Raw genomic sequence first — 23,693 nt, 5'->3', positions numbered from 1 at the left:
GATTTCCGGTTTGTCTCCGGAAACCGTACTTTCGCCCAAGACAGCGGCCCGCCGCTTTCTCTGTTCGCTTGCCAGCCCCACGCGTATTCTCGTCGCGATCTCGGGTGGCAGCGATTCGACCGGCCTGCTTCTTGCCCTTTCCGAAGCGCTGGAGGCCGAACCCAATTCGAAAATCTCCCTCTGCGCCGCGACGATCGACCACGATCTACGTGCAGAATCGGCAGATGAGGCGCGTTACGTCGCAGCCTTATGCAAATCGCTTGATGTGCCGCACGCAACGCGTGTCTGGCGTGGCCCCAAACCAAAAACCGGCATCATGGCTGCCGCCCGCGAAGCGCGCTACGAACTGCTCGCGGATGCCACGGCAGAACTTGAAGCCAATCTCATCGTGACCGCACATACGCTGGACGATCAGCGGGAGACGCGGGCGATGCGCGGCGCGCGCAGCGATAGTCTTTCCATCGGGATCGCCGATGCCGTCCTCTTTGATCGCCGTATCTGGATTGCCCGGCCGTTTCTGTCGTGCCTGCGCGCTGATATCCGGGCATTTCTCTCGGCCCGAGCCGTTCCCTGGTTCGATGATCCAAGCAATGAAGATCTGAAATACGAACGCGTGCGGACGCGCGCGACATTGGCGGGTGAGGGCGCCCCGGAGCCGGAGGCTGGCGAAGCCGATGTCCGCCTGGAGCTTTCACGGCAAGCCGCCCTGTGGCTCGACCGTCATTTTACCCTTCCGTGCGAAGGGCTGGGTTGCGTGACGGAAAAGGGACTTGAGGCTCCCGTCGACGTGCTCCGCTATGCGCTCGGCCGTCTCGCGGCCGTTTTTGGCGGACAGCGCTTTGCGCCGGGCCGCAAACAGATGGACGGCATTCTTGGTTTCGTCAGCACCGGCACGCCCGGACGCATGACCGCAAGCAGAGTGATCTTGGACCTGCGGCGCAATGGCCTTTACCTTGCGCGCGAAAGCCGCGGCATCTTGCCACTGGTCGTAGCGCCCGGGGAGTGCCGTGTGTGGGATGGGCGCTTTGAAGTCAGGAATGAATGTGGAGTGGCCGTTCAGATTGAAGCGGGTGCCACATACGATCCCTCATTCCTGTACTTGCCACAAGAATCCGGTGCGCCCAAGTCCTTGGGCGCGAGAGACTCCTCTTCAAGCTCTAGTGCGTCATTCACCGCGCGGACGCGCGGTGGCGGGATCCCTGTGACAAGCACAGGGATGAGGGAGGAGCAGATAAAACGCCTCCCCAAGGCCGCATTGAAACGCGCGATTGCCGCATCACCGATAGTGCTGCCGACCAGCGGCGTGCCTCTTTCGGCGGAATCGGCGCCATCGATCAGCGTCACGCCGTATTTCGCGCCTTTCGACCGCTTTTTGACACGATTTGATCTCATCTTTGCTGAAAGCCTCGCGGCGGCCTTTGGAACGGACCCCTATCCAAGCCCGCCTTTAGGTCTTATTGACGGAAAAACCATCTGACAGAGCGGATCGCCTTGGCAACGGCACAGCGCAACCCTATGTTAGAAGCCAAATAAGACGGCTGCCATGAGGCGGTTGTTGCAGTGCTGGGAAGTTCAATGAACCCTAACTTACGAAATTTCGCCTTGTGGGCAATCATAGCGCTTCTGCTGATTGCCCTTTTCAGCATGTTCCAGACGACGCCGGCGCAAACCGGCTCGCGAGACATTCCTTATTCGCAGTTCCTGCGTGAGGTCGATGCGGGCCGCGTCAAGGAAGTCGTCGTCACAGGCAATCGTGTCTCGGGAAGCTATGTTGAAAACGGCACCAGTTTCCAGACCTATTCTCCAGTCATCGACGACAACTTGCTCGAACGCCTGCAGTCGAAGAACGTCCTGGTTTCAGCGCGGCCGGAAACCGACGGTTCGTCGGGCTTCCTGAGCTATCTCGGCACGTTGCTGCCGATGCTGCTCATTCTCGGCGTCTGGCTGTTCTTCATGCGGCAGATGCAAGGCGGTTCGCGCGGCGCGATGGGCTTCGGCAAATCGAAGGCCAAGCTGCTCACGGAGGCCCATGGCCGCGTGACGTTCGATGACGTCGCAGGCGTCGACGAAGCCAAGCAGGACTTGGAAGAAATCGTCGAATTCCTCCGCGACCCGCAGAAGTTCCAGCGCCTCGGCGGCAAGATTCCGCGCGGCGTGCTGCTAGTCGGCCCTCCGGGTACCGGTAAGACGCTGCTCGCCCGCTCCGTTGCCGGCGAAGCCAATGTTCCGTTCTTTACCATCTCGGGTTCCGACTTCGTCGAAATGTTCGTCGGTGTCGGCGCAAGCCGCGTCCGCGACATGTTCGAGCAAGCGAAGAAGAATGCGCCCTGCATCATCTTCATCGACGAAATCGACGCTGTCGGCCGCCATCGTGGCGCCGGTCTCGGTGGTGGTAACGACGAGCGCGAGCAGACGCTCAACCAGTTGCTGGTCGAGATGGACGGCTTCGAGGCCAATGAAGGCATCATCCTGATCGCGGCGACTAACCGTCCCGACGTTCTCGACCCGGCGCTCTTGCGTCCCGGCCGCTTCGACCGCCAGGTCGTCGTTCCGAACCCGGATATCGTCGGCCGCGAACGTATCCTGAAGGTTCATGCCCGCAACGTGCCGCTGGCGCCGAATGTCGATCTCAAGGTTCTTGCCCGCGGTACGCCCGGTTTCTCCGGTGCTGACCTCATGAATCTCGTCAACGAAGCGGCGCTGATGGCTGCACGCCGCAACAAGCGCGTCGTCACCATGCAGGAGTTCGAGGACGCCAAGGACAAGATCATGATGGGCGCCGAACGCCGCTCCTCGGCCATGACCGAGGCGGAAAAGAAGCTCACGGCCTATCACGAAGCCGGCCACGCGATCACGGCGCTCAACGTTGCCGTTGCCGACCCGTTGCACAAGGCGACGATCATTCCGCGCGGGCGTTCACTCGGCATGGTTATGCAGCTTCCCGAGGGTGACCGTTACTCGATGAGCTACAAGTGGATGGTCTCGCGCCTCTGCATCATGATGGGCGGCCGTGTGGCGGAAGAGCTGACCTTCGGCAAGGAGAACATCACCTCCGGTGCTTCTTCGGATATCGAACAGGCGACGAAGCTTGCCCGCGCCATGGTCACGCAGTGGGGCTTCTCCGACCAGCTCGGGCAGGTCTCCTACGGCGAGAACCAGCAGGAAGTGTTCCTCGGCCACTCCGTTTCGCAAACGCAGAACGTGTCGGAAGCGACAGCGCAGAAGATCGATAACGAAGTGCGCCGCCTAATCGATGAAGCCTATCAGCAGGCGCGCGATATCCTCACCGAGAAGCACGACGATTTCGTCGCGCTTGCCGAAGGCCTGCTTGAATACGAGACGCTGACCGGAGAGGAAATCAAGGCGCTGCTCCGTGGCGAAAAGCCTGCTCGCGACCTCGGTGACGATACGCCGCCGAGCCGCGGTTCGGCCGTGCCAAAAACCGGCATACGCCCGGCTTCCAAGGGCGACGAGCCGGAAGCAGGGCTCGAGCCTCAGCCGCATTGACGGAAAGCAACTTGAAGAAACAAAGGCCGGATTTTCCAGCAGGAGATCCGGCCTTTTTCCGTCGGTAACGGGATATAATCAATTTTCTTGGTAATTTACGTGATGGCGCCTGCGATTTGTGGCATGCCGCTGTCATAAGCAGGCCGCAATGGGGCTTTGTATTCGGGCGATTCGTCCCTTTGGCTGAATTTACTTAGTGCATTGCGCAGCCTACGTTGGGCGCGTTGAGAATGTAGAGGTCGATATGAAAAGACGTTACTTCGGCACGGACGGGATTCGCGGGCAGTCGAACATCTTCCCGATGACGCCGGATCTGGCGATGCGGGTAGGCATTGCAGTCGGAACGATCTTCCGCCGCGGCAATCACCGCCATCGCGTTGTCATTGGCAAGGATACGCGTCTCTCAGGCTATATGCTGGAAAACGCCATGGTCGCAGGGTTCACAGCGGCCGGTGTCGATGCCTTCGTTCTCGGTCCGATCCCGACGCCTGCCGTCGCCATGCTGACGCGTTCGCTGCGTTGCGATATCGGCGTCATGATTTCCGCCTCGCACAATCCATACGAGGATAACGGCATCAAGCTCTTCGGTCCCGACGGCTACAAGCTTTCCGACGATATCGAAATGCAGATCGAAGACCTGATGGAGAAGGATCTCCACACGCAGCTCGCCAAGTCCGACGACATCGGCCGCGCCAAGCGCATCGACGGCGTGCATGACCGCTACATCGAGCATGCGAAGCGCACGCTGCCGCGCGATGTCACGCTACAAGGCCTGAGGGTTGCGATCGACTGCGCCAACGGTGCCGCCTATAAAGTGGCACCGGCTGTGCTTTGGGAACTCGGCGCCGATGTCGTTACGATCGGCAATGAGCCGAACGGCATCAACATCAATCTCAACTGCGGTTCCACCAGCCCCGTCGCTCTGCAGAAAAAGGTCGACGAAGTGCGGGCCGATATCGGCATCGCGCTCGATGGCGATGCCGACCGGGTCATCATCGTGGATGAAAACGGCGCGATCGTCGACGGCGACCAGCTGATGGCGGTGATCGCAGAAAGCTGGGCGGAGAACCAGCAGCTTCGCGGCAACGGCATCGTTGCGACTGTGATGTCGAACCTCGGCCTGGAACGCTTTCTCGAAGGCAAGGGGATGGGTCTTGCCCGCACCAAGGTCGGCGACCGCTATGTCGTCGAGCACATGCGCCAGCACAATTTCAATGTCGGCGGCGAGCAGTCCGGGCACATCGTACTCTCGGACTACGGCACGACCGGCGATGGTCTTGTTGCCGCGCTGCAGATCCTTGCTGCCGTTAAGCGTACCGGCAAGACCGTCAGTGAAGTCTGCCGCCGCTTCGAGCCGGTGCCGCAGCTTCTGCGCAATGTCCGCATTTCCGGCGGCAAGCCGCTGGAAAACCTGCAGGTGCAGCAGGCGATCGCCGATGCGGAAGCCGAACTTTCCAAGAACGGCCGCCTCGTCATCCGCCCCTCCGGCACCGAACCGCTGATCCGGGTCATGGCAGAAGGCGACGACCGGGCGCAGATCGAGCGCATCGTCAACGACCTGATCGGCACGATCTCGGGCGTCCGTACCGCCGCTTAATTCTACCTTTGATGATCGATCAAAGGCGGTGCATTTGCGTCGGCTTTTTTTGCCCACGTCACCTGCTTCCGCACAATCTGATTGGATGAATTGACTTATCGGCATGGAGGCATAGCTTTTTCTTGATCGCAGAAGTGTCACCCGCCTGCAGCGGCGACAATACGGCAAAGCCATATTGCGATATGGAGATTGCGCCGACCGTCGTTTCAGGCAACCTGGGAGGATTGGGTTGTCATGCGGTATCGCGTTCTTTTAGCCGGCTTATGTGTTGCTATGCTTCCTGCTTTCGGCGTGAATGCCCAAGAGGGTGACGCCACGGCGGGCGAGACGGTCTTCAAGAAATGTGCCATCTGTCATAGCGCCGACACGGACAAGAATAAGGTCGGCCCGTCGCTGAACCGGATCCTTGGCAGGAAGGCGGGGACGCACCCCAGTTTCAGCTATTCTCCGGCAATGAAGAAAGCAGGCGAGGGTGGTCTGGTTTGGGACGAAGCGACACTGCGCGATTACCTGCACGATCCCAAGGGGAAAATAAAGGGAACGAAGATGGTGTTTGTTGGCCTGAAAGACGACAGCGAGATCACCAATCTCATCGCTTATCTGAAGCAGTTTTCCCAATAGCGCAGAAACGCCCGCACAGGACCGCTTTCGCCGTTGTCATTGTCCACACGACTTGTTCGTGAGATAATGCTAAAAATACATCGACGGATTGCGGATTTCACGCAGGTGGGTCGCGGTTCAAGGAGCAGGCAATGGCTATCGTGCTGGTTCTGGTTCTGCTGGTCGTGGGATCCGTCGTGTTCCATCTGCTGAGCCCGTGGTGGTGGACGCCGATCGCGTCCAACTGGAGTTACATCGACGACACCATCATGATCACATTTGCGATCACTGGTCTGGTGTTCGTGGCGGTGGGTTCCTTCATGGCCTATTGCGTGTTCCAGTTCCGGCACAAACCCGGAAACCGGGCCGCCTATGAGCCGGAAAACAGGCGGCTGGAGATATGGCTTGCGGTGGTAACCTCCGTCGGGGTTGCCGCGATGCTCGCGCCCGGGCTCGTCGTGTGGAACCAGTTCATCACCGTGCCCGCTGATGCGCACCAGATCGAGGTCGTCGCTCAGCAGTGGCAGTGGAGTTTCCGGATGCCGGGCGCAGACGGACGAATGGGGAAGGCTGATACCCGCGAGGTCAATCCGGAGAATCCCCTCGGCCTGAACAAGAACGACACTGCCGGCCTGGATGACGTGATCGTCGAGGGAGGCGAATTGCACGTGCCGATCGGCAAGCCAGTCAAGGTCCTGCTTCGCTCGATCGACGTCGTTCACGATTTCTATGTGCCCGAGTTCCGGGCAAAGATGGATATGATCCCCGGCATGGTGACCTATTTCTGGTTTACGCCGACACGGACAGGAACGTTCGATATCCTTTGCGCCGAGCTGTGCGGCGTCGGGCATTCGCAGATGCGCGGAACGGTCATGGTCGATGAGGAGGTCGCCTACCAGTCCTGGCTGGAGGAGCAGACGACATTTACGCAGATGCTGGCATCGGGGGAAGCGCAGCCGGCAGAACAGGCGCAGTAGTCTATCGGAGGAACAGGGAGGACGGACATATCATGGTCGATATTCGATCGGGCGCCGGGGAGGTCATCCCGCCTGCGGAAGTCGAGGATGTGGAACTTTACCATCCGAGGAGCTGGTGGACGAAATATGTCTTCAGCCAGGATGCCAAGATCATTGCCGTCCAATATTCGGTGACGGCGATGTCGATCGGTTTCGTGGCGCTCGTCCTGTCCTGGCTGATGCGCCTGCAGCTTGCCTTTCCCGGTTACTTCGCTTTCATCGACGCGGAGCACTATTATCAGTTCATCACCATGCATGGCATGATCATGGTGATCTATCTTCTCACCGCGTTGTTTCTCGGCGGCTTCGGAAACTACCTCATTCCCCTGATGCTCGGCGCCAGGGACATGGTGTTTCCCTATGCCAACATGCTGAGCTACTGGATTTATCTGCTCGCCGTGCTGGTGCTGGTCGCCGGATTTTTCGCGCCCGGCGGACCAACCGGCGCCGGCTGGACGCTTTATCCGCCGCAAGCCATCCTGTCAGGCACCCCAGGTGGGCAGGACTGGGGCATCATTCTCATGCTGTCGTCACTGATCCTGTTCATCATCGGCTTCACGATGGGCGGCCTGAACTATGTGGTGACCGTGCTGCAGGGAAGGGCGCGCGGCATGACGCTGATGCGCATGCCGCTGACGGTGTGGGGAATCTTCACCGCGACGGTCATGGCGCTGCTCGCCTTTCCAGCACTTTTCGTCGCTGCCGTCATGATGCTGTTCGACCGGCTGCTCGGGACGAGCTTCTTCATGCCCGCCATCGTGGAGATGGGCACGCAGCTGCAGCAGGGTGGCGGAAGCCCTATACTTTTCCAGCACCTCTTCTGGTTCTTCGGTCATCCCGAGGTCTATATCGTGGCGCTTCCCGCCTTCGGGATCGTCTCGGATCTCATCAGCACGCATGCGCGGAAGAACATCTTCGGCTACCGCATGATGGTTTGGGCGATCCTGATCATCGGGGCGCTCAGCTTCATCGTCTGGGCGCATCACATGTATGTCAGCGGCATGAACCCGAATTTCGGCTTCTTCTTCGCCGTCACGACGCTGATCATAGCGGTGCCGACGGCGATCAAGGTCTACAACTGGGTGCTGACGCTCTGGCGCGGCGATATCCACCTGACGCTGCCGATGCTCTTTGCGCTCGCCTTCATCATAACCTTCGTCAACGGCGGCCTGACGGGGCTGTTCCTCGGCAATGTGGTCGTCGACGTACCACTGTCCGATACGATGTTCGTCGTCGCGCATTTCCATATGGTGATGGGCGTAGCGCCGATCCTGGTCATCTTCGGTGCGATCTATCACTGGTATCCGAAAGTGACCGGGCGCATGCTGGATGAGGTGCTAGGGCAAATTCATTTCTGGATCACTTTCGTCGGCACCTATGCGATCTTCTTTCCCATGCATTACCTCGGCCTCGTGGGCGTGCCGCGCCGCTATTACGAGCTCGGCGAAACGGCTTTTGTTCCGGCGTCCGCCGCCCCGCTGAACGTCTTCATCACGGTTGCCGCGCTGATCGTCGGCGCAGCGCAGATCGTCTTCCTTTTCAATCTGATCTGGAGCCTTTTCAGGGGCCGGGAAGCCGGCGGCAATCCGTGGCATGCAACGACGCTGGAATGGCAGACGCCGCAGACCCCGCCTGTGCACGGCAACTGGGGCAAGGAACTGCCGGTGGTCTACCGCTGGGCGTATGATTACAGCGTGCCGGGCAATGACCAGGACTTCCTTCCGCAGAATGATCCAGGCACCGGCAGGACGGCGGGAGCAGCCTCATGAGCGTCATGCTGATCTTCCTGGCTGTGATCGCGGTCATCGTTTTCTGGTGGATGGCTCAACACCGGCTGACCTCCAAGCCGTGGCTGGAAGTGGGGCTGGTGACGGATTCGGCCCGCGAAAAGCGGCTGGCGATCGAGCCCGCCCGTGTCGGCCTCGGCATTTTCCTCGCTGTGGTCGGCGCTCTCTTTACGCTTCTCATCAGCGCCTATTTCATGCGGATGGCGGCAACCGACTGGTGGGCGACGCCCATTCCGCGGCTGCTCTGGGTCAACACCGCCATGCTCGCGCTTAGCAGCGCGGCGCTCGAATGGGCCAAGCTCGAGGCACGCCGCGGCCGTAGCGACACCATGCGGGCCGCGCTTCTGTTGGGGCTTGCGACGGCGGTCCTCTTTCTCACCGGACAGGTCATGGCATGGCGGGAACTTGCCGCGGCAGGGTATGTATTGGCCGACAATCCTGCCAACAGCTTCTTCTACATGCTGACCGGCCTGCACGGCCTGCACATCCTGGGCGGTCTCGCGGTGCTCGGCCGGACGACGGGCAGGGCCTTCGACGGTCATTTCCCTGCCCGCAGGCTGCACCTCAGCCTCGATCTCTGCGCCGTCTACTGGCATTTCATGCTTTTCGTCTGGGTGGTTCTCTTCGCACTCTTTGCCGGCTGGGCGAATGATTTCGTCGATCTCTGCCGCCAGCTGATTTCGTGAGGGATGAAGGATGGCTGAATATACGCAAGCAGAAACCGGCGGAACGCTCCAGCGGCCCGAAGGCATTCGCGGGATCGCGGCGGATCTTTCGTCCGACCAGCGGGCGTTCAAGAACGTCTCGTGGGGGAAAGCCATGATGTGGATATTCCTCCTCAGCGACACCTTCGTCTTCGGCTGCTTCCTCCTTGCCTATATGACCGCGCGCATGTCGACGCCCGTCAACTGGCCCAATCCCAGCGAGGTCTTCGCACTCGAAATCGGCGGACAGGAATTGCCGCTGATCCTGATTGCCATCATGACGTTCATCCTCATCAGCAGCAGCGGTACGATGGCGATGGCCGTCAATTTCGGATACCGCCGCGAGCGCGGCCGCACGGCGGCCCTGATGCTGCTGACAGCGGTTCTCGGCGCGACATTCGTCGGCATGCAGGCGTTTGAATGGACGAAGCTGATCTCGGAGGGCGTAAGGCCCTGGGGGAACCCGTGGGGTGCTGCGCAATTCGGCTCATCGTTCTTCATGATAACCGGATTTCACGGCACCCATGTCACCTTCGGCGTGATCTTCCTTCTCATCATCGCGCGAAAGGTCTGGCGGGGTGATTTCGATACGGAGCGGCGGGGCTTTTTCACCAGCCGCAAGGGCAATTACGAGATCGTCGAGATCATGGGCCTTTACTGGCACTTCGTCGATCTCGTCTGGGTGTTCATTTTCGCATTCTTCTACTTGTGGTGAGGACAGCCATGGCACAGGCGCAAGCGCATTCCGGACAGCAGCACCCGGTCAAGCTCTATCTCCTAGCTTGGGGGCTGCTCTTCGTCCTCAGCACCTTCTCCTACCTCGTCGATTATTTCGGAATCCAGGGCTATGCGCGATGGGTCCTGATCTTGCTCTTCATGGTGCTGAAGGCGGGCCTGATCGTCGCCGTTTTCATGCACATGGCCTGGGAGCGGCTGGCGCTTGTTTACGCGATCCTCCTGCCGCCGGTCCTGGTACTTGTTTTCGTCGCGATGATGGTTTCTGAGTCGAACTACACGATCTTCACGCGGTTGACCTTCTCCAGCGTCGGTCTCTAACATAGCTGCCTGTTGAATTTTAGATAATCAAAGAATTGTTCGGCTACAGCTTGGTCCCCTTAAATTCAATGGGCTCCACAGCCATGTTCTTTGGTAAAATATGTAGTTAATGTTTAGGGTTAAGCAGCTTTTAACGTTTCCGATTCATTATCCATGCAAAGCGTATCAGGTTGGCAGGGAGTCCGCTCTGCCAATGCAACTGGATTCTGGAGTGGATCATGAAAAGAAGCTTGTTCGGCATCTTTGCCGCATTGCTTGTCACATCAAATGCACTTGCGGCCGATCTAGCTCCTATCGAGCCCGTGCCGGAAATGCCGCCGGAAGTCGCGGTGACTGAATCGACCGGCTGGTATCTGCGCGGCGATGTCGGTTACGGCTTCACTGACCTGCGCGGCGCCCGCTACTTCCAGGGCAGCAACGCCAACGAGATCGATTTCGAAAGCGCCGAGCTGCGTGACTCCTGGACGGTCGGCGGCGGTGTCGGTTACCAGGTGAACAACTATTTCCGGACGGATCTGACGCTGGATTATCTGACCAAGGCTGATTTCCGCGGCTCGACGGTCGGCCAGTGCGGCTTTCCGCTCGAAGCCTGCACCTCAAGGGACGTCTCTTCTCTGACGGCTTGGACGCTGATGGCCAATGCTTATGTCGACCTCGGCACCTACGGTGTCTTTACACCTTATGTCGGTGGCGGTATCGGCGGCTCCTACGTCAAATGGAAGAACCTGAGCAATGTTTCCTGCCAGGATGATGGCGGCGGTTGCGATGGCGAAGTAACCCATGGCGGCCGTGGCAGCTGGCGCTTCAGCTATGCGCTCATGGCCGGCGCTTCGATTGACGTGACCTGCAACGTCAAGGCGGATATCGGCTACCGCTTCCTGCATGTGGATGGCGGCAGCATGTTCGGCTACGCGAGCAACGGCGGTCCGGGCCGCGACAAGGGCTTCAACGTTCACGAAGCCCGCGTCGGCGCCCGTTACCTTTTCGGCGGATGCCAGCAGGCGAGCTACGAGCCGCCGCCGGAAATTCCGCTGCAGCAGCCGGTCTACAAGTAAGATTGATACCGCAATCCGAAAGCCGTCCTTTGGGGCGGCTTTTTCATTTTGCCCCATCGCGCCTGCGTCAAAAAATCCTCAGCCTGCGACACTTCCCCGTTGACTATAACGAACGTCATCTATATCCACGGCGGCGGGACACTCCTCCCCAACGAGGAGCTATCTATCTGGAAGGATAGCACATGGCGAAGACCGCGAAGCCGGACGTACGTCCGCAAAATACTCATTTCTCGTCTGGCCCCTGCTCGAAACGCCCCGGTTGGACGCTCGATGCTCTTTCCGACGCGGCTCTCGGCCGTTCGCACCGCGCGAAAGTCGGCAAGACGAAGCTGAAGCAGGCCATCGATCTTACCCGCGAAATCCTGGAAGTGCCGGCGGACTATCGCATCGGCATAGTCCCGGCTTCCGACACCGGCGCCGTCGAAATGGCGCTCTGGTCGCTGCTCGGTGAGCGCGGCGTCGATATGCTCGCCTGGGAAAGCTTCGGCGCAGGTTGGGTCACCGATGTCGTCAAGCAATTGAAACTCAAGGATGTTCGAAGGCTCGAAGCCGGTTACGGCGAGCTTCCAGATCTCTCCACCGTCGATTTCGACCGCGACGTGGTCTTCACCTGGAACGGTACGACTTCTGGCGTCCGAGTTCCGAACGGTGATTTCATCCCGCCCGACCGCAAGGGCTTGACGATCTGCGATGCGACGTCTGCCGCTTTCGCGCAGAACCTCGATTTCGCCAAGCTCGATGTCGTCACTTTCTCCTGGCAGAAAGTTCTCGGCGGCGAGGGCGCACATGGCGTCATCATCCTTTCCCCGCGTGCTGTCGAACGCCTACTGACCTATACGCCGGCCTGGCCGCTGCCGAAAATCTTCCGCATGACCTCGGGCGGCAAACTCTCCGAAGGCATTTTCCAAGGCGAAACCATCAACACGCCGTCCATGCTCTGCGTCGAGGACTACCTCGATGCGCTGCTCTGGGCAAAGCAGATCGGCGGCCTCAGGGCGCTGATGGCGAGAGCCGACGCGAATGCCAAGGTCATCGCCGATTTCGTTGCCGCCAACGATTGGATCGCCAACCTGGCTGCGAAGCCGGAGACGGCGTCGAACACATCGGTCTGCCTGAAGATCGTCGACAAGGAAGTTGCGGCACTCGATGCCGACGGCCAGGCGAATTTCGCCAAGGGCATCGTTTCGCTGCTCGAGAAGGAAGGTGTCGCTTATGACATCGGCCATTATCGCGACGCGCCGTCCGGTCTGCGTATCTGGGCGGGCGCCACGATCGAGACCGCTGACATGCAGAAGCTGATGCCTTGGCTTTCCTGGGCCTTCGAGACGCAGAAGGTGACGCTTTCACAGGTTGCTGCCTGACGTGATCGCATCCGGCTCCGCTTACTGAGCGGAGCCTCGCATTCCCATTTTACCATCGCTGAACACTTTTGAAGGAAGCCCCCAATGGCACCTCGCGTTCTCGTATCCGACGAATTGTCGGAAACCGCCGTCCAGATTTTCCGCGATCGCGGCGTCGAAGTCGATTTCCAGCCGCAGCTCGGCAAGGATAAGGACAAGCTCGCCGAAATCATCGGCAACTATGATGGCCTTGCCATCCGCTCGGCCACGAAGGCGACGGAAAAGCTGATCGCTGCCGCGACCAACCTCAAGGTCATAGGTCGTGCCGGCATCGGGGTCGACAACGTCGACATCCCGGCTGCCTCGCGCCGCGGCATCATCGTCATGAATACCCCCTTCGGCAACTCGATCACGACCGCCGAGCACGCGATCGCCCTAATGTTTGCAGTTGCTCGCCAGCTGCCGCAGGCCGATGCTTCGACGCAGGCCGGTAAGTGGGAGAAGTCGAAATTCATGGGTGTCGAAATCACCGGCAAGACGCTCGGCGTCATCGGCGCCGGCAATATCGGCTCGATCGTCTGTGCCCGCGCCATCGGTCTGAAGATGCACGTCCTCGCCTATGACCCGTTTCTCTCCAAGGAGCGCGCCGAGGAGATGGGCGTTGTCAAGGTCGAGCTGGACGAACTGCTCGCCAAGGCGGATTTCATCACGCTGCACGTGCCGATGACCGACAAGACGCGCGGTATCCTTGGTGCTGAAAACCTCGCCAAGACCAAACCCGGCGTGCGCATCATCAACTGCGCCCGCGGCGGCCTCGTCGACGAGGCAGCACTTGCCGAAGCGATCAAGGCCGGCCATGTCGCGGGTGCGGCCTTCGACGTCTTCGAAGTCGAGCCTGCCAAGGAAAGCCCGCTCTTCGGCCTGCCGAACGTCGTCTGCACGCCGCATCTCGGCGCATCGACCACCGAAGCGCAGGAAAACGTCGCCCTGCAGGTTGCCGAGCAGATGGCGGACTATCTGATCAAGGGAGCGGTTTCCAACGCTATCAACATGCCGTCGATTACGGCTGAAGAGGCACCGATCCTGAAGCCGTTCATCAAGCTCGCCGACGTTCTCGGCGCTTTCGTCGGCCAGGTTACCGATGAACCGATCAAGGAAATCGAGATCCTCTACGACGGCGCCACGGCGAACATGAATACCCGGGCGTTGACGAGCGCGCTGCTGGCCGGTCTGATCCGCACGCAGGTTGCCGACGTCAACATGGTTTCGGCACCGATCATGATCAAGGAAAAGGGCATCGTGCTCTCCGAGGTCAAGCGCGACAAGACCGGTGTCTTCGACGGCTACATCAAGCTCACGGTGACTACAGAGAGCATGACGCGCGCGATCGCCGGCACCGTGTTCTCGGACGGCAAGCCGCGCTTCATCCAGATCAAGGGCATCAATCTCGACGCCGATGTCGGCAGTCATATGGTCTACATTGCAAACACCGACGTTCCCGGGATGATCGGCTTCATCGGCACGACGCTCGGGGAAGCAGGCGTCAACATCGCCAACTTCCAGCTCGGCCGCGACAAGCAGGGTGGTGATGCGATCGCGCTCCTTTACGTCGACGGCCCGATCGGCGACGACGTTCTCGCCAAACTGACAGCTCACCCGGCAATCCGCCAGGCGAAGCATCTGGTCTTTCCGGTCGACTGAAATTTCCTCCCAAGAAAGAATACCGAAGCCCGGCGCAGGGGACTGCGCCGGGCAAAGTTTTTAAATGGCTGGAATCGGACAGCAATCAGATCGAAAAGTTGGCGCTGTTCGGAATCTGACCTTGTGGTGTCAGGTCGTCGACGGCCTTTGGTAGGTCTTTCGAAAGGCGTCTCAGAATCTCGTCCTCGCTCAAGCCCGTCTTCGAGGTGAGTTCCCCGATCACGTCCGGGCCGAGCGCCTGCGAGAGCTGGCGGTCGTCGATCGGCCTGTTCGCGCCGGGCGATACCCATGAATCCGCCGTATCGCCATAGCCATTCTTGGTGAACTGATCGAGCAAGCCGCCAAGGCCGCCGCTCAGGACACCGCCGGCGGAGCCGCCCTTGACGAGGTCACCAAGGCCGCCGAGGAGTCCGCCCAAGCCTTCGCCAGAAGACTGCGAAGATGTTCCGGCAGTTTCCGTGCCAACTGGCTGCGGTTGTGCGCCGTCCTGTGTCATCTCCCGGAGCGTTGCGGCAATCTTGTCGCGGTTCTGGTAGCCGACGACGGCAAGGATGCCGAGCAATGCCGTAAGATTTCTGCGGTCCATGATGTCCTCCCGTTGAGATTTGCCCAGACCTGCATTCGACAAATGCAGCCGGACTCGGGAATGCGCGGACCGCGATATGGTTCCCGTGTCATCGAAAATTCATCACAAGCTGTGGTTGGCTGCGCTATCGTACGGGCCGCAGCAAACGCAGCGCATTCATAGTCACCAGCACAGTGGCGCCCGTGTCGGCGAGGATCGCGGGCCAGAGGCCTGTGAGGCCGATGACGGTCGTGACGAGGAAGACCGCCTTCAGGCCGAGCGCGATGGCAATGTTTTCGAAGATGTTGCGCATTGTCCGCTTGGAAAGCTCGATCATCGCCGCCACGTCGCCGACGCGTCCATGCAGGACCGCCGCATCGGCAGCCTCCAGCGCCACGTCCGTTCCGCCGCCCATGGCGATGCCGACGTCTGCGGCCGCCAGGGCAGGGGCGTCATTGATGCCGTCGCCGACCTTGGCGACGACGAAGCCTTCGCGCTTCAGCTCGCCGACGATACGCTGCTTGTCTCCGGGCATGAGCTCGGCTCGGACATCGATAGCAAGCTGTTCGCCGATCGCCTTTGCCGTGCGCTCGTTGTCGCCGGTCAGCATGACGATCCGGACGCCGGCATCGGTCAGCATCTTGAGACCAACCTTTGCATCTCGGCGCGGCTCGTCGCGCATGGCGATGAGACCAGCTGCTTTTCCGTCGACGAGGAGAACTGACACGCTTTTGCCCTGTTCGTTCAATGCAGCGATGCATTCCTCGTGTTCCGCCGTCAGCGCGCCCGTCGCGCGGGCGGCAGACGGAGAGAGAAGGTCAAGCCTTTCGCCGCCGACGCGTCCGGTCATGCCCTTGCCGGGAATGGCCTCCACGTCGAATGCAGGCGGTACGGGTACCTTGTCGCTCTTTGCCCGATCGAGGATTGCCAATGCGAGAGGATGGCTGGAGTTTCTTTCCAGGACGGCGGTGCGCGAAAGCACCTGGGCCGCCGTCAATTCGAAGGGCACGATGTCGGTCACCTTCGGCTTGCCTTCGGTCAGCGTACCGGTCTTGTCGAGCGCGACGGCGGTAATCTTGCCGAGTGTTTCCAGAACCGCGCCACCCTTCATCAGCAATCCACGCCGGGCGCCTGCCGATAGCGAAGCGGCGATTGCAGCGGGCGTCGAGATCACCAGAGCACAGGGGCAGCCGATCAGCAGGATCGCCAGTCCCTTATAGATCCATTCGTCCCAGGCGCCATCGGCAAGGAGCGGCGGGATGATCGCGACAAATGCCGCAGCCGCGACGACGCCCGGCGTGTAGTAGCGCGAGAAGCGGTCGATGAAACGTTCGGTCGGCGCTTTCGATTCCTGCGCTTCTTCGACGAGTTTGATGACGCGGGCGATCGTGTTGTCGGCGCTTGCGGCGGTTACCTTGACACGGAGCGCCGCATCGCGGTTCACCGTTCCGGCAAAGACCGTGTCATCGGTACCTTTACGCACCGGAACGCTTTCGCCTGTCACCGGCGCCTCGTCGATTGCGCTTTCGCCCGAGATGATGACGCCGTCGGCGGAAATCCGGTCACCCGGGCGCACGAGGATCACGGAACCAACGGCGAGGGTCTCCGCCAGTACTTCGCGCGTCTCGCCGTTTTGCTCCAGCAAGGCATTTTTTGGCACGAGCGTCGTCAGCGATTGAATGCTCGCCCGCGCCTTTCCGGCGGCCACGCCTTCCAGCAGTTCGCCGACCAGAAACAGGAAAACGACGGCCGCGGCCTCCTCTCCGGCGTCGATGACGATGGCGCCGATTGCGGCGATCGTCATCAGCATCTCGATCGAAAACGGCGTTCCGGACAGTGCAGCCGTAATCGCGCGGCGGGCGATCGGCACAAGACCGATCAGCACGGCTGCAATAAAGGCGTAGGAGGCGATCGCCGGAAGCAGATGCCCCACAGCATAAGCCGCGGCAAGAGCCGCACCGGATGCGATCGTCAGCCGTCCTTTCCTGCTTTGCCACCAGAAGCCGCCCATTGGTCCATGGTCACTGCTATGAGGTTCTGTGGCTTCCTTTTCAGGATGCACATGTGTAGGGCTGGTATGGTCTTGCGCTGCGTGGTCGTGATCCGGCGCTTTCCCTGTCATCGGCACCACTGAGTAGCCGAGGCCGGTTACCTTTTTTTCGATCGCCGTCAGATCACTGGTCCCGTCGTGGCTGATGGTCATCGTGCCGGCGGTCACGGAGACGGAGACGTCCTCGACACCGGCAACACGGCGGACTGCCGTGTTGATCTTTGCCGCGCAGGATGCGCAGTCCATTCCGCCAACTTTGTATTTTGCCCGAGCCGCTTCAGCCATTTCGGATTCCTTGTTCTTCAGCAGCATTCTTCCTACATGCTCTAGCGACTAGAGGTGCAAGAGGAAAATCATGAAAAAGATCACGATCGGCGATGCGGCTCGCCAGAGCGGGGTGAAGGTTCCGACGATCCGCTATTACGAAAGCATCGGGCTGCTGGCGGTACCCAGCCGCAGCGAGGGCAACCAGCGCTCCTATGAGCATGCCGATATCCGTCGGCTTGCCTTCATCCGCCATGCCCGCGAACTCGGCTTCGAGGTCGGTTCCATCCGAACCTTGCTGGCGCTGCAGGACGACCCCGATCAATCCTGCGCCTCGGCCGATGCGATCGCCAAAGCCAGGCTCATCGAGGTCGAGCAGCGCATACGCAGCCTGATGGCGTTGAAAGCCGAGCTGGAGATCATGGTTGAAGGCTGCGGCCACGGCCGGGTGGATCAGTGCCGGGTCATAGAAGTCCTTGCCGATCACGGCCAGTGCATGCACCCGCACCATTGAACTGGAATGCGAAGGAAACAAGCAAAGCGAAAGCGGTGAATCGTCTCAGCTTTTCGGGACGTCACCGTATTCGGCCGCCGCCGCAAGCAGCGCGGTGACTTCACTATCGCTGGTCTGGTCGAAATGGTCGTAGTGAAGGCTGACTGCCTGCAGGTCCTCAGGTGCGGACAGGCAGAAGACTTCATCGACTTCCGCTTTCAGCTCCTCGATTACCATCCACGGTGCGACCGGAACTGCAAGCGTGACATGGCCTGCCTCCGCTTGTCGCAGTGCCTTTAATGCGACCTTCACCGATGCGCCCGTGGCGATACCATCGTCGACGAGAATGACGCTCCGGTTCGCAAGGTCAGTCGGAGGGCGATCGCCGAGATAGATTTTCCGGCGCCTCTCTATCTCTTCGAGCTGGCGAGTTGCCTCCTTTTCGAAATAATCGAGCGACGCACCGCAAAAGGCGAAGACATCTTCGTTCATCACGCGTTGCGGATTCTGTCCGTCGACTACGGCGCCGATGGCGTATTCCGGATAGCCGGGCGCCCCGATCTTGCGGACAAGCAGAATATCGAGGGGTGCGTGCAGGCAACGCGCGAGTTCGAACGCGACGGGAACGCCGCCGCGCGGTAGACCGAGCACAACCGGGTCATCGCTTCGTGAGCCGATGGCTTCGGCGAGCTTTCTGCCCGCGTCGGCGCGATTGCGAAAGCGTGGGGTGTTCTGCATGATCACAGTCCGAACGGATAGGTTTCGGGTACGCCTTGCGGACGCACGGCGGCAAGCGGATTTACGGCCTTTGTTTCTTCAAACCAAAGGTAGCAGTCGAACTGCTCCGGAAGCACTGCTTCGAAATAGTGGCTGTAGAATTCGCTGTCCGGCCTGTAAACGACGCCAATGGCGCGCTCCAGCCGCCGTTCCGACAAGATTTCGCGCACTGCCCGATCCCGGGTTCCCCGCAGATCGGTCAGCGATCTCGGTATCGCGGTCTGCCGGAAAACACGCTCGTAAGAGTCCGGACGCGACGGGATGACGATCTTGATCTTCGCCGGTTGATCCCAATCATCGGCGGCGGCTACCGTACCGCGGTCCGTCCCGAAGCCGACGAGAAGGGCCTCGTCGCCATAAGCAATCCGGGCAAGCTCCCCGATGTTGAACTGGCCATCCCAGCCCATGGCGGTCGCAGCGGCGTTGCCGATGTGCGAGTTGTGGGCCCACACGACGACCCTTGCGTCTGGCCGGTGTTCCATCAATCTCTGGAGCGTTTCGAACATGTGCTTGTCGCGCAGATTCCAGGAATCGTTGCTGCTGCGGTACATCGCCCGGTAGTAGTGTTCGGCCGTCGCGACGATACGCGCATTTTGAGCCGCATCGAGAAAGTCCTCGCCGTCAGCGGCGGCATAGTCGAGCTCGCGGGTGAGCAGTTCCTGCAATTGGGCGACGACGGCCGGTTCGCATTCCTCCTGAACGCCGGAAAGGATGGCACGGGCATAAGCCGCGGGCCGCTCCTGCCAGGGCGTCAGGCAGGCGTAACGGCGGCGGGCTTCCATCGCCTCGTCGGGGTCGATGCGCTGGAGATAATCGAGCACCGCCTTGATCGAGCTGTTCAGCGAATAAATATCCACGCCACGGAATTCGACGCGCCGGTTCGGCTCAAGGCTCTCATTATAGCTGCGCAGCCACGAGACGAACTGCTCGAATTCGGCATTGCGCCACATCCAATCCGGAAAACGTATAAAGGACTCGGCATCGTAGATCCGCGCGTTCCGATGGCGCACATGGCGGTCGATACGCTCTGCATCGGGCCAATCGGCTTCGACGGCGATGATGTTGAAGCCGTGATTTTCGATGAGGTTACGGGTTATTGCCGCGCGCGCCCGGTAGAACTCCGCCGTGCCATGCGTTGCCTCGCCGAGGAGAACGACTTTCGAACCGTCGACGTAAGGATCGAAGAAAGCGCCGAATTCAATCATATTGATGGGATCAGGCAGGAGCTGGCATGCATGTCGGATGGCATGCGCGACGCCGTCCGCTTGATTCGGTTTAAGCTCCAGGAGAGTCACTTGAGCCTCCTTTCGAAATATGATCTTCTATTTGTTCGTACGGCCGCGATGGCGGGGATCAATACCGCCCTGCGGTGTTGTATCGTTCGCAACGTCTCCTTCGACGGTATTCTCTCCCCGCAGCGTCTCATCGTCCGGCGGCGTGGAAATGCCGCGCGAGCGACCGATACCAGGATCGTCGGTCAGATCGCGGTCGCTCGGTTTGGTCGTCTTGGGATGCTTGGCCGAGGTCATGATCAGCTCCCTTCATCTTTGCGGCGATTTGCGAAGCGGCTGGTTTTGCCGCGTTGCAGTCTCAGGGTTCTCCCTAGAAAACAAACTGCTCGGCGGATTGTTCCTGAGGCTATGAAATGGCTCCCGATTGCCTAATCAGCATGCGTCCGCCTAAAGTTTAGGCGATCTATGATTCTGATTTTATTTAGTTTTTTCCCCTATAAACAGCTCGATATTTTCATTGAACGCATTCATTGCCCACGGCCGTAACCTTGAAAAAGTCCGCTGAGATCATAGTCCCGAATGACGATTTCCGTTCCCTGTTCAAGACGCATCCGTCACCGATGTGGGTCTATGATCCGGAAACGTTGCACTTCCTGAACGTCAACGATGCTGTGCTGGACCTTTACGGTTTCGCGCCGGATGATTTTGCTGCCATGACGGTGCTCGATATCCGGCCAGCTGCCGAGCGGGCGCGCATGCTGAAGGCTGTCGAAACGCGCACCGACATCGAAAAGGCTGAGCGCTGGACGCATCTCAAGGCCAATGGCGAGACCTTCGAAGTGCTGACCTACGGACGCGAGGTTCGCTTCGACGGAAAGAGCGCCATCCTGGCGATCGTGCAGGACCGCACGGAGGTCAACGCCGCCAAACGCCAGCTGACGGATACGCGCTCGCTACTCGACAGCATTGTCGACAACCTTCCGGTCGGTGTTTTCGTCAAGGACATGGCGCAGGACGGCCGCTATATCCTCTTCAACGAGGCCTGCAGCGTCATTGTCGGCCGCGCGACGGACGAGGTGCTCGGCAGCACCGACCGCATGATCTTTCCGGCGGCGCAAACGGCGATCCTCCGCGAGCAGGACAGCCGTGCCTTCGACGCCGGCGGAACGATCAGCTTCGAAGAAACAATCCATGGGCTTGATGGGGTCAAGCGTATCCTGCGGACGGCGAAAAAGGCGTTGCCGGCTCCCGAAGGCAGTCCGCCGCGCTATCTGCTCGGTATCTCACAGGACGTGACAGAAGAGCGGGCCTTCGAAGCGAAGCTTGCCCACATGGCAATGAACGATTCGCTGACAGGCCTGCCGAACCGGGCGGCCTTCGCCCAGCATATTGAATTGCATGCTGCCGCAGCGACGGAGGCTTCTCCGATCGCGCTTCTTTATCTCGATGTCGACCATTTCAAGCACATCAACGATAGCAAGGGACACGCCGCTGGCGATACCCTTCTGTGCCAGGTTGCGAAGCGCCTTTCCGCGTTGGCGCAGGAGGACGATCTCGTCGCCCGCCTCGGCGGTGACGAATTCGCCCTTGTCCTGAAGCTTGCGGAGGTTGGCCGCGCCGAGCGATTTGCCGAACAGCTTCTCGCGCTGCTTTCCGCGCCTTTCGATCTCGATGGCGTCAACGAGCATGTCACCTGCAGTATCGGGATTGCGCTGGCACCGGAGCATGCCGAGGATGCCGATGTACTGATGCGCCATGCCGATCTTGCGCTCTATGCCGCGAAGGCGAGCGGCCGGTCGACCTATCGCTTCTATGAAGCCGAGATGCGGCTCGAAGCAGAGCGGTGGCACCAGTTGAGCATCGAGCTTCGCGATGCGCTGGAGAAAAATCAATTCGAATTGCACTATCAGCCGATCGTGAGACTGGAAGACGACGGTCTTGCAGGCTTCGAAGCGCTCATCCGCTGGCACCATCCGCTGCGCGGCCTGGTGGCGCCCACGGAGTTCATTTCGATCGCCGAGGAAACGGGGCTGATCGTTCCGATCGGCGAATGGGTGCTGCGCGAAGCTTGCCGTACTGCTGCTTCGTGGCCCGGTCATCTGAGGATCGCGGTCAACCTCTCAGTCAGCCAGTTCCGCCACAATAGCTTTCTGTCGACCGTTGTCGCCGCCCTTGACAGCAGCGGCCTGCCGCCGGAGCGGCTGGAAGTAGAGATCACGGAATCCGTCTTCCTCGCCGATGTCGAGCTGAGCCTGCCATTGCTGCGCGCATTGAAAGAGCTCGGCATTCGTATCGCGATCGATGATTTCGGCACCGGCTATTCCTCCTTCAGCTATCTTCGCGCCTTTGCCTTCGACAAGATCAAGCTTGATCGCAGCTTCGTGGCCGGCATCGAGAACGATGCCGGCAGTCTCGCCATCATCCGCGCAGTCGTCGGCATCGGCTCTGGCTTCAATGCGACAACGCTTGCCGAAGGCGTCGAAACAAAAGAGCAGCTCAAGAGGCTGAAGCAGGAGGGCTTCGGAGAAGCCCAGGGTTATCTGCTCGGTAAGGCCATGCCACCAGCGCGCGCCGAAGAATTGATCTACGGTACGGTCTCAAAGCGGCGCATCGCCATCAACGGTTGAAATTGTTCATCCTTCACAGCCTTGCGTTGCTCCCTGTATGAATTTTTGTATGAATTTTTGCCCTTTTCCATATTGCACAGCACCCTAAGTGCCGCTTCATGTCCGACCTTGTGAATGATATTCGCGCCCAAGGCATCTGGCTGCCCGATTGGGTGGCCAGCATTCTCATCTTTGCTGTCGTAGTGGCGCTCGCGCTTTTTTTCCATCGCGTGGCTTTCCGGCTCCTGAAACGCCTCGTCGCGTCACGCGATCTCTTCTGGCGGTCGCTGGTTTCCCGGCTTGAGGGCATGGCCCGGCCGGCAATTCTGGCTGCGGCGCTCGGCTTTGCCGCCACGGTTTCGCCGCTCACGGAATATCAGGCCTCGACGCTGCGTCACGTGCTGCTGATCGTCTTCATCATCCTGGTTGCGTGGATGGTGAAGACCGCCAAGCATATCTGGATGACGGTCTATCTTCGGCGCTTCAAGCTGGACGCCGAGGACAATCTACTCGCGCGCAAGCATGTCACACAATCGCGGATCATCGAACGGATCGCGGATACGATCATCGTCGTCGTGACGATCGCGGCCTGTATGATGACCTTCGACGCGGTCAAGCAATATGGCGTCAGCCTGCTCGCATCCGCCGGTGCTGCCGGCATCGTCGTCGGCCTGGCATTGCAGCCGGTCCTGAAAAATCTCTTCGCCGGCATCCAGCTTGCGATCACACAACCAATCCGCATCGACGACGCGCTTCTGGTCGAGGGCGAATGGGGCAATGTCGAGGAGATCACCTCGACTTACGTCGTCGTGAAAATATGGGACTGGCGCCGTCTCGTCCTGCCGCTCAGCTATTTCATCGAGAACCCTTTCCAGAACTGGACGCGCGAAAGCGCATCGCTGATCGGCACGGTCATGATCTATCTCGACTACAGCGTGCCGGTCTCCGCGATCCGCGCCAAGGTGGAGGAGACACTGGCCGGCTCCAAGCTCTGGGACCGGAGAGTGATCAACGTCGCCGTCACCGATTTCAGGGAGAGCGTCATGGAAATCCGCATCCTCGCCTCCGCCTCGAATTCCGGGCGAACCTTCGATCTGCGCTGCGAGATCCGCGAAAAGCTGATCGATTTCATCCAGCGCGAATATCCGCAAGCCTTGCCGCAGGTCAGAGCGGTGCTGGAGGGCCGGGAGGAGAGAGGGCGCAAGGCGGCAGCGGAATAGTCCGGCGCGGTCCTGCAAATCCCCGCCTCTTGCGCAAAACCCCAATCCTTTCTATATCCACGGCCACGAAAGCCCGGCGGACGAGCCCGCCGAAAGAGCAGGAAATCCGCCGCATTTGCAGGG

Annotated in this window: 20 protein-coding genes; 15 read left to right on the top strand and 5 right to left on the bottom strand. The window is 60.1% G+C overall.

The annotated features are described in order from the left end of the window. Positions 1-10: 10 nt before the first annotated feature. From tilS to serA, 12 genes are all read left to right on the top strand, one after another. Positions 11-1,477 carry a tRNA lysidine(34) synthetase TilS gene (tilS, locus tag N2599_RS14280; protein WP_027508123.1) on the top strand — a complete coding sequence of 489 codons (1,467 nt, stop codon included), beginning with the start codon at positions 11-13 and terminating at the stop codon, positions 1,475-1,477. Positions 1,478-1,575: 98 nt separating this feature from the next. Then, complete coding sequence (gene ftsH / locus N2599_RS14275) at positions 1,576-3,507, top strand: ATP-dependent zinc metalloprotease FtsH (RefSeq protein ID WP_027508124.1); 1,932 nt, start codon at positions 1,576-1,578, stop codon at positions 3,505-3,507. Between the two features lie 244 nt (positions 3,508-3,751). Further along, positions 3,752-5,104, top strand: a complete 1,353-nt coding sequence (glmM, locus tag N2599_RS14270; protein ID WP_027508125.1) for a phosphoglucosamine mutase — start codon at positions 3,752-3,754, stop codon at positions 5,102-5,104. A 234-nt stretch (positions 5,105-5,338) separates the two neighbouring features. After that, positions 5,339-5,725, top strand: a complete 387-nt coding sequence (locus N2599_RS14265; protein ID WP_027508126.1) for a c-type cytochrome — start codon at positions 5,339-5,341, stop codon at positions 5,723-5,725. Between the two features lie 131 nt (positions 5,726-5,856). Beyond that, positions 5,857-6,681 (top strand): cytochrome c oxidase subunit II, encoded by an 825-nt coding sequence (locus tag N2599_RS14260; protein ID WP_027508127.1) that lies wholly within the window; start codon positions 5,857-5,859, stop codon positions 6,679-6,681. 32 nt (positions 6,682-6,713) lie between these two features. Next, a complete protein-coding gene (gene ctaD, locus N2599_RS14255; RefSeq protein ID WP_027508128.1) occupies positions 6,714-8,489 on the top strand; it encodes a cytochrome c oxidase subunit I in 1,776 nt (591 codons plus the stop codon). Beyond that, positions 8,486-9,193: a cytochrome c oxidase subunit 3 gene (locus N2599_RS14250; RefSeq protein WP_027508129.1), complete on the top strand. Its 708-nt coding sequence runs from the start codon at positions 8,486-8,488 to the stop codon at positions 9,191-9,193. Before ctaD ends, N2599_RS14250 begins: the two co-directional genes overlap by 4 nt. A gap of 10 nt (positions 9,194-9,203) precedes the next feature. Continuing rightward, the gene (locus N2599_RS14245) at positions 9,204-9,926 is read left to right on the top strand and encodes a heme-copper oxidase subunit III family protein (RefSeq protein ID WP_027508130.1); all 723 of its coding nucleotides are present in this window, start codon (positions 9,204-9,206) and stop codon (positions 9,924-9,926) included. Positions 9,927-9,934: 8 nt separating this feature from the next. Beyond that, on the top strand, positions 9,935-10,267 hold the full coding sequence (locus N2599_RS14240) for a cytochrome C oxidase subunit IV family protein (RefSeq protein ID WP_027508131.1): 333 nt from the start codon (positions 9,935-9,937) through the stop codon (positions 10,265-10,267). Positions 10,268-10,485: 218 nt separating this feature from the next. Then, positions 10,486-11,322 carry an outer membrane protein gene (locus N2599_RS14235; RefSeq protein WP_027508132.1) on the top strand — a complete coding sequence of 279 codons (837 nt, stop codon included), beginning with the start codon at positions 10,486-10,488 and terminating at the stop codon, positions 11,320-11,322. Positions 11,323-11,504: 182 nt separating this feature from the next. Next, positions 11,505-12,683 (top strand): phosphoserine transaminase, encoded by a 1,179-nt coding sequence (locus N2599_RS14230; protein ID WP_027508133.1) that lies wholly within the window; start codon positions 11,505-11,507, stop codon positions 12,681-12,683. Between the two features lie 84 nt (positions 12,684-12,767). Further along, complete coding sequence (gene serA, locus N2599_RS14225; protein WP_027508134.1) at positions 12,768-14,363, top strand: phosphoglycerate dehydrogenase; 1,596 nt, start codon at positions 12,768-12,770, stop codon at positions 14,361-14,363. Positions 14,364-14,448: 85 nt separating this feature from the next. Here the strand turns inward: serA and N2599_RS14220 are convergent, their stop codons facing one another. Continuing rightward, positions 14,449-14,949 carry a YidB family protein gene (locus N2599_RS14220; RefSeq protein ID WP_037140880.1) on the bottom strand — a complete coding sequence of 167 codons (501 nt, stop codon included), beginning with the start codon at positions 14,947-14,949 and terminating at the stop codon, positions 14,449-14,451. Between the two features lie 124 nt (positions 14,950-15,073). Continuing rightward, complete coding sequence (locus N2599_RS14215; protein WP_027508135.1) at positions 15,074-17,263, bottom strand: heavy metal translocating P-type ATPase; 2,190 nt, start codon at positions 17,261-17,263, stop codon at positions 15,074-15,076. A gap of 70 nt (positions 17,264-17,333) precedes the next feature. On the opposite strand from N2599_RS14215, the gene N2599_RS14210 reads away from it, so the two are divergent. Next, complete coding sequence (locus N2599_RS14210; RefSeq protein WP_027508136.1) at positions 17,334-17,756, top strand: MerR family transcriptional regulator; 423 nt, start codon at positions 17,334-17,336, stop codon at positions 17,754-17,756. A 45-nt stretch (positions 17,757-17,801) separates the two neighbouring features. On the opposite strand, the gene N2599_RS14205 is transcribed toward N2599_RS14210, so the two are convergent. The 3 genes from N2599_RS14205 to N2599_RS14195 are packed head-to-tail and all read right to left on the bottom strand — an operon-like array spanning position 17,802 to position 20,041. Next, positions 17,802-18,473 (bottom strand): phosphoribosyltransferase, encoded by a 672-nt coding sequence (locus tag N2599_RS14205; RefSeq protein WP_027508137.1) that lies wholly within the window; start codon positions 18,471-18,473, stop codon positions 17,802-17,804. A gap of 2 nt (positions 18,474-18,475) precedes the next feature. Further along, positions 18,476-19,807: an erythromycin esterase family protein gene (locus N2599_RS14200; RefSeq protein WP_027508138.1), complete on the bottom strand. Its 1,332-nt coding sequence runs from the start codon at positions 19,805-19,807 to the stop codon at positions 18,476-18,478. A gap of 27 nt (positions 19,808-19,834) precedes the next feature. Further along, on the bottom strand, positions 19,835-20,041 hold the full coding sequence (locus N2599_RS14195) for a hypothetical protein (protein WP_027508139.1): 207 nt from the start codon (positions 20,039-20,041) through the stop codon (positions 19,835-19,837). Between the two features lie 251 nt (positions 20,042-20,292). On the opposite strand from N2599_RS14195, the gene N2599_RS14190 reads away from it, so the two are divergent. Further along, positions 20,293-22,371: a putative bifunctional diguanylate cyclase/phosphodiesterase gene (locus N2599_RS14190; protein WP_027508140.1), complete on the top strand. Its 2,079-nt coding sequence runs from the start codon at positions 20,293-20,295 to the stop codon at positions 22,369-22,371. Between the two features lie 98 nt (positions 22,372-22,469). Then, on the top strand, positions 22,470-23,570 hold the full coding sequence (locus tag N2599_RS14185) for a mechanosensitive ion channel family protein (protein WP_051336437.1): 1,101 nt from the start codon (positions 22,470-22,472) through the stop codon (positions 23,568-23,570). Positions 23,571-23,693: the final 123 nt, after the last annotated feature.

Source organism: Rhizobium sullae, from assembly GCF_025200715.1.
GTDB classification, from domain to species: domain Bacteria; phylum Pseudomonadota; class Alphaproteobacteria; order Rhizobiales; family Rhizobiaceae; genus Rhizobium; species Rhizobium sullae.
Note: the sequence above shows the minus strand (reverse complement) of the source record. Positions and strands in the feature narration are given on the sequence as shown.

Excerpts from the sequence above, each read along its gene's own strand:
- N2599_RS14265 (WP_027508126.1), top strand. The coding sequence starts at position 5,339 with ATGCGGTATCGCGTTCTTTTAGCCGGCTTATGTGTTGCTATGCTTCCT.
- N2599_RS14205 (WP_027508137.1), bottom strand. The coding sequence starts at position 18,473 with ATGCAGAACACCCCACGCTTTCGCAATCGCGCCGACGCGGGCAGAAAG.
- N2599_RS14250 (WP_027508129.1), top strand. The coding sequence starts at position 8,486 with ATGAGCGTCATGCTGATCTTCCTGGCTGTGATCGCGGTCATCGTTTTC.
- serA (WP_027508134.1), top strand. The coding sequence starts at position 12,768 with ATGGCACCTCGCGTTCTCGTATCCGACGAATTGTCGGAAACCGCCGTC.
- N2599_RS14240 (WP_027508131.1), top strand. The coding sequence starts at position 9,935 with ATGGCACAGGCGCAAGCGCATTCCGGACAGCAGCACCCGGTCAAGCTC.
- ctaD (WP_027508128.1), top strand. The coding sequence starts at position 6,714 with ATGGTCGATATTCGATCGGGCGCCGGGGAGGTCATCCCGCCTGCGGAA.
- N2599_RS14195 (WP_027508139.1), bottom strand. The coding sequence starts at position 20,041 with ATGACCTCGGCCAAGCATCCCAAGACGACCAAACCGAGCGACCGCGAT.
- N2599_RS14215 (WP_027508135.1), bottom strand. The coding sequence starts at position 17,263 with ATGGCTGAAGCGGCTCGGGCAAAATACAAAGTTGGCGGAATGGACTGC.
- N2599_RS14260 (WP_027508127.1), top strand. The coding sequence starts at position 5,857 with ATGGCTATCGTGCTGGTTCTGGTTCTGCTGGTCGTGGGATCCGTCGTG.
- ftsH (WP_027508124.1), top strand. The coding sequence starts at position 1,576 with ATGAACCCTAACTTACGAAATTTCGCCTTGTGGGCAATCATAGCGCTT.
- N2599_RS14245 (WP_027508130.1), top strand. The coding sequence starts at position 9,204 with ATGGCTGAATATACGCAAGCAGAAACCGGCGGAACGCTCCAGCGGCCC.
- N2599_RS14230 (WP_027508133.1), top strand. The coding sequence starts at position 11,505 with ATGGCGAAGACCGCGAAGCCGGACGTACGTCCGCAAAATACTCATTTC.
- N2599_RS14220 (WP_037140880.1), bottom strand. The coding sequence starts at position 14,949 with ATGGACCGCAGAAATCTTACGGCATTGCTCGGCATCCTTGCCGTCGTC.
- glmM (WP_027508125.1), top strand. The coding sequence starts at position 3,752 with ATGAAAAGACGTTACTTCGGCACGGACGGGATTCGCGGGCAGTCGAAC.
- N2599_RS14235 (WP_027508132.1), top strand. The coding sequence starts at position 10,486 with ATGAAAAGAAGCTTGTTCGGCATCTTTGCCGCATTGCTTGTCACATCA.
- N2599_RS14185 (WP_051336437.1), top strand. The coding sequence starts at position 22,470 with ATGTCCGACCTTGTGAATGATATTCGCGCCCAAGGCATCTGGCTGCCC.
- N2599_RS14210 (WP_027508136.1), top strand. The coding sequence starts at position 17,334 with ATGAAAAAGATCACGATCGGCGATGCGGCTCGCCAGAGCGGGGTGAAG.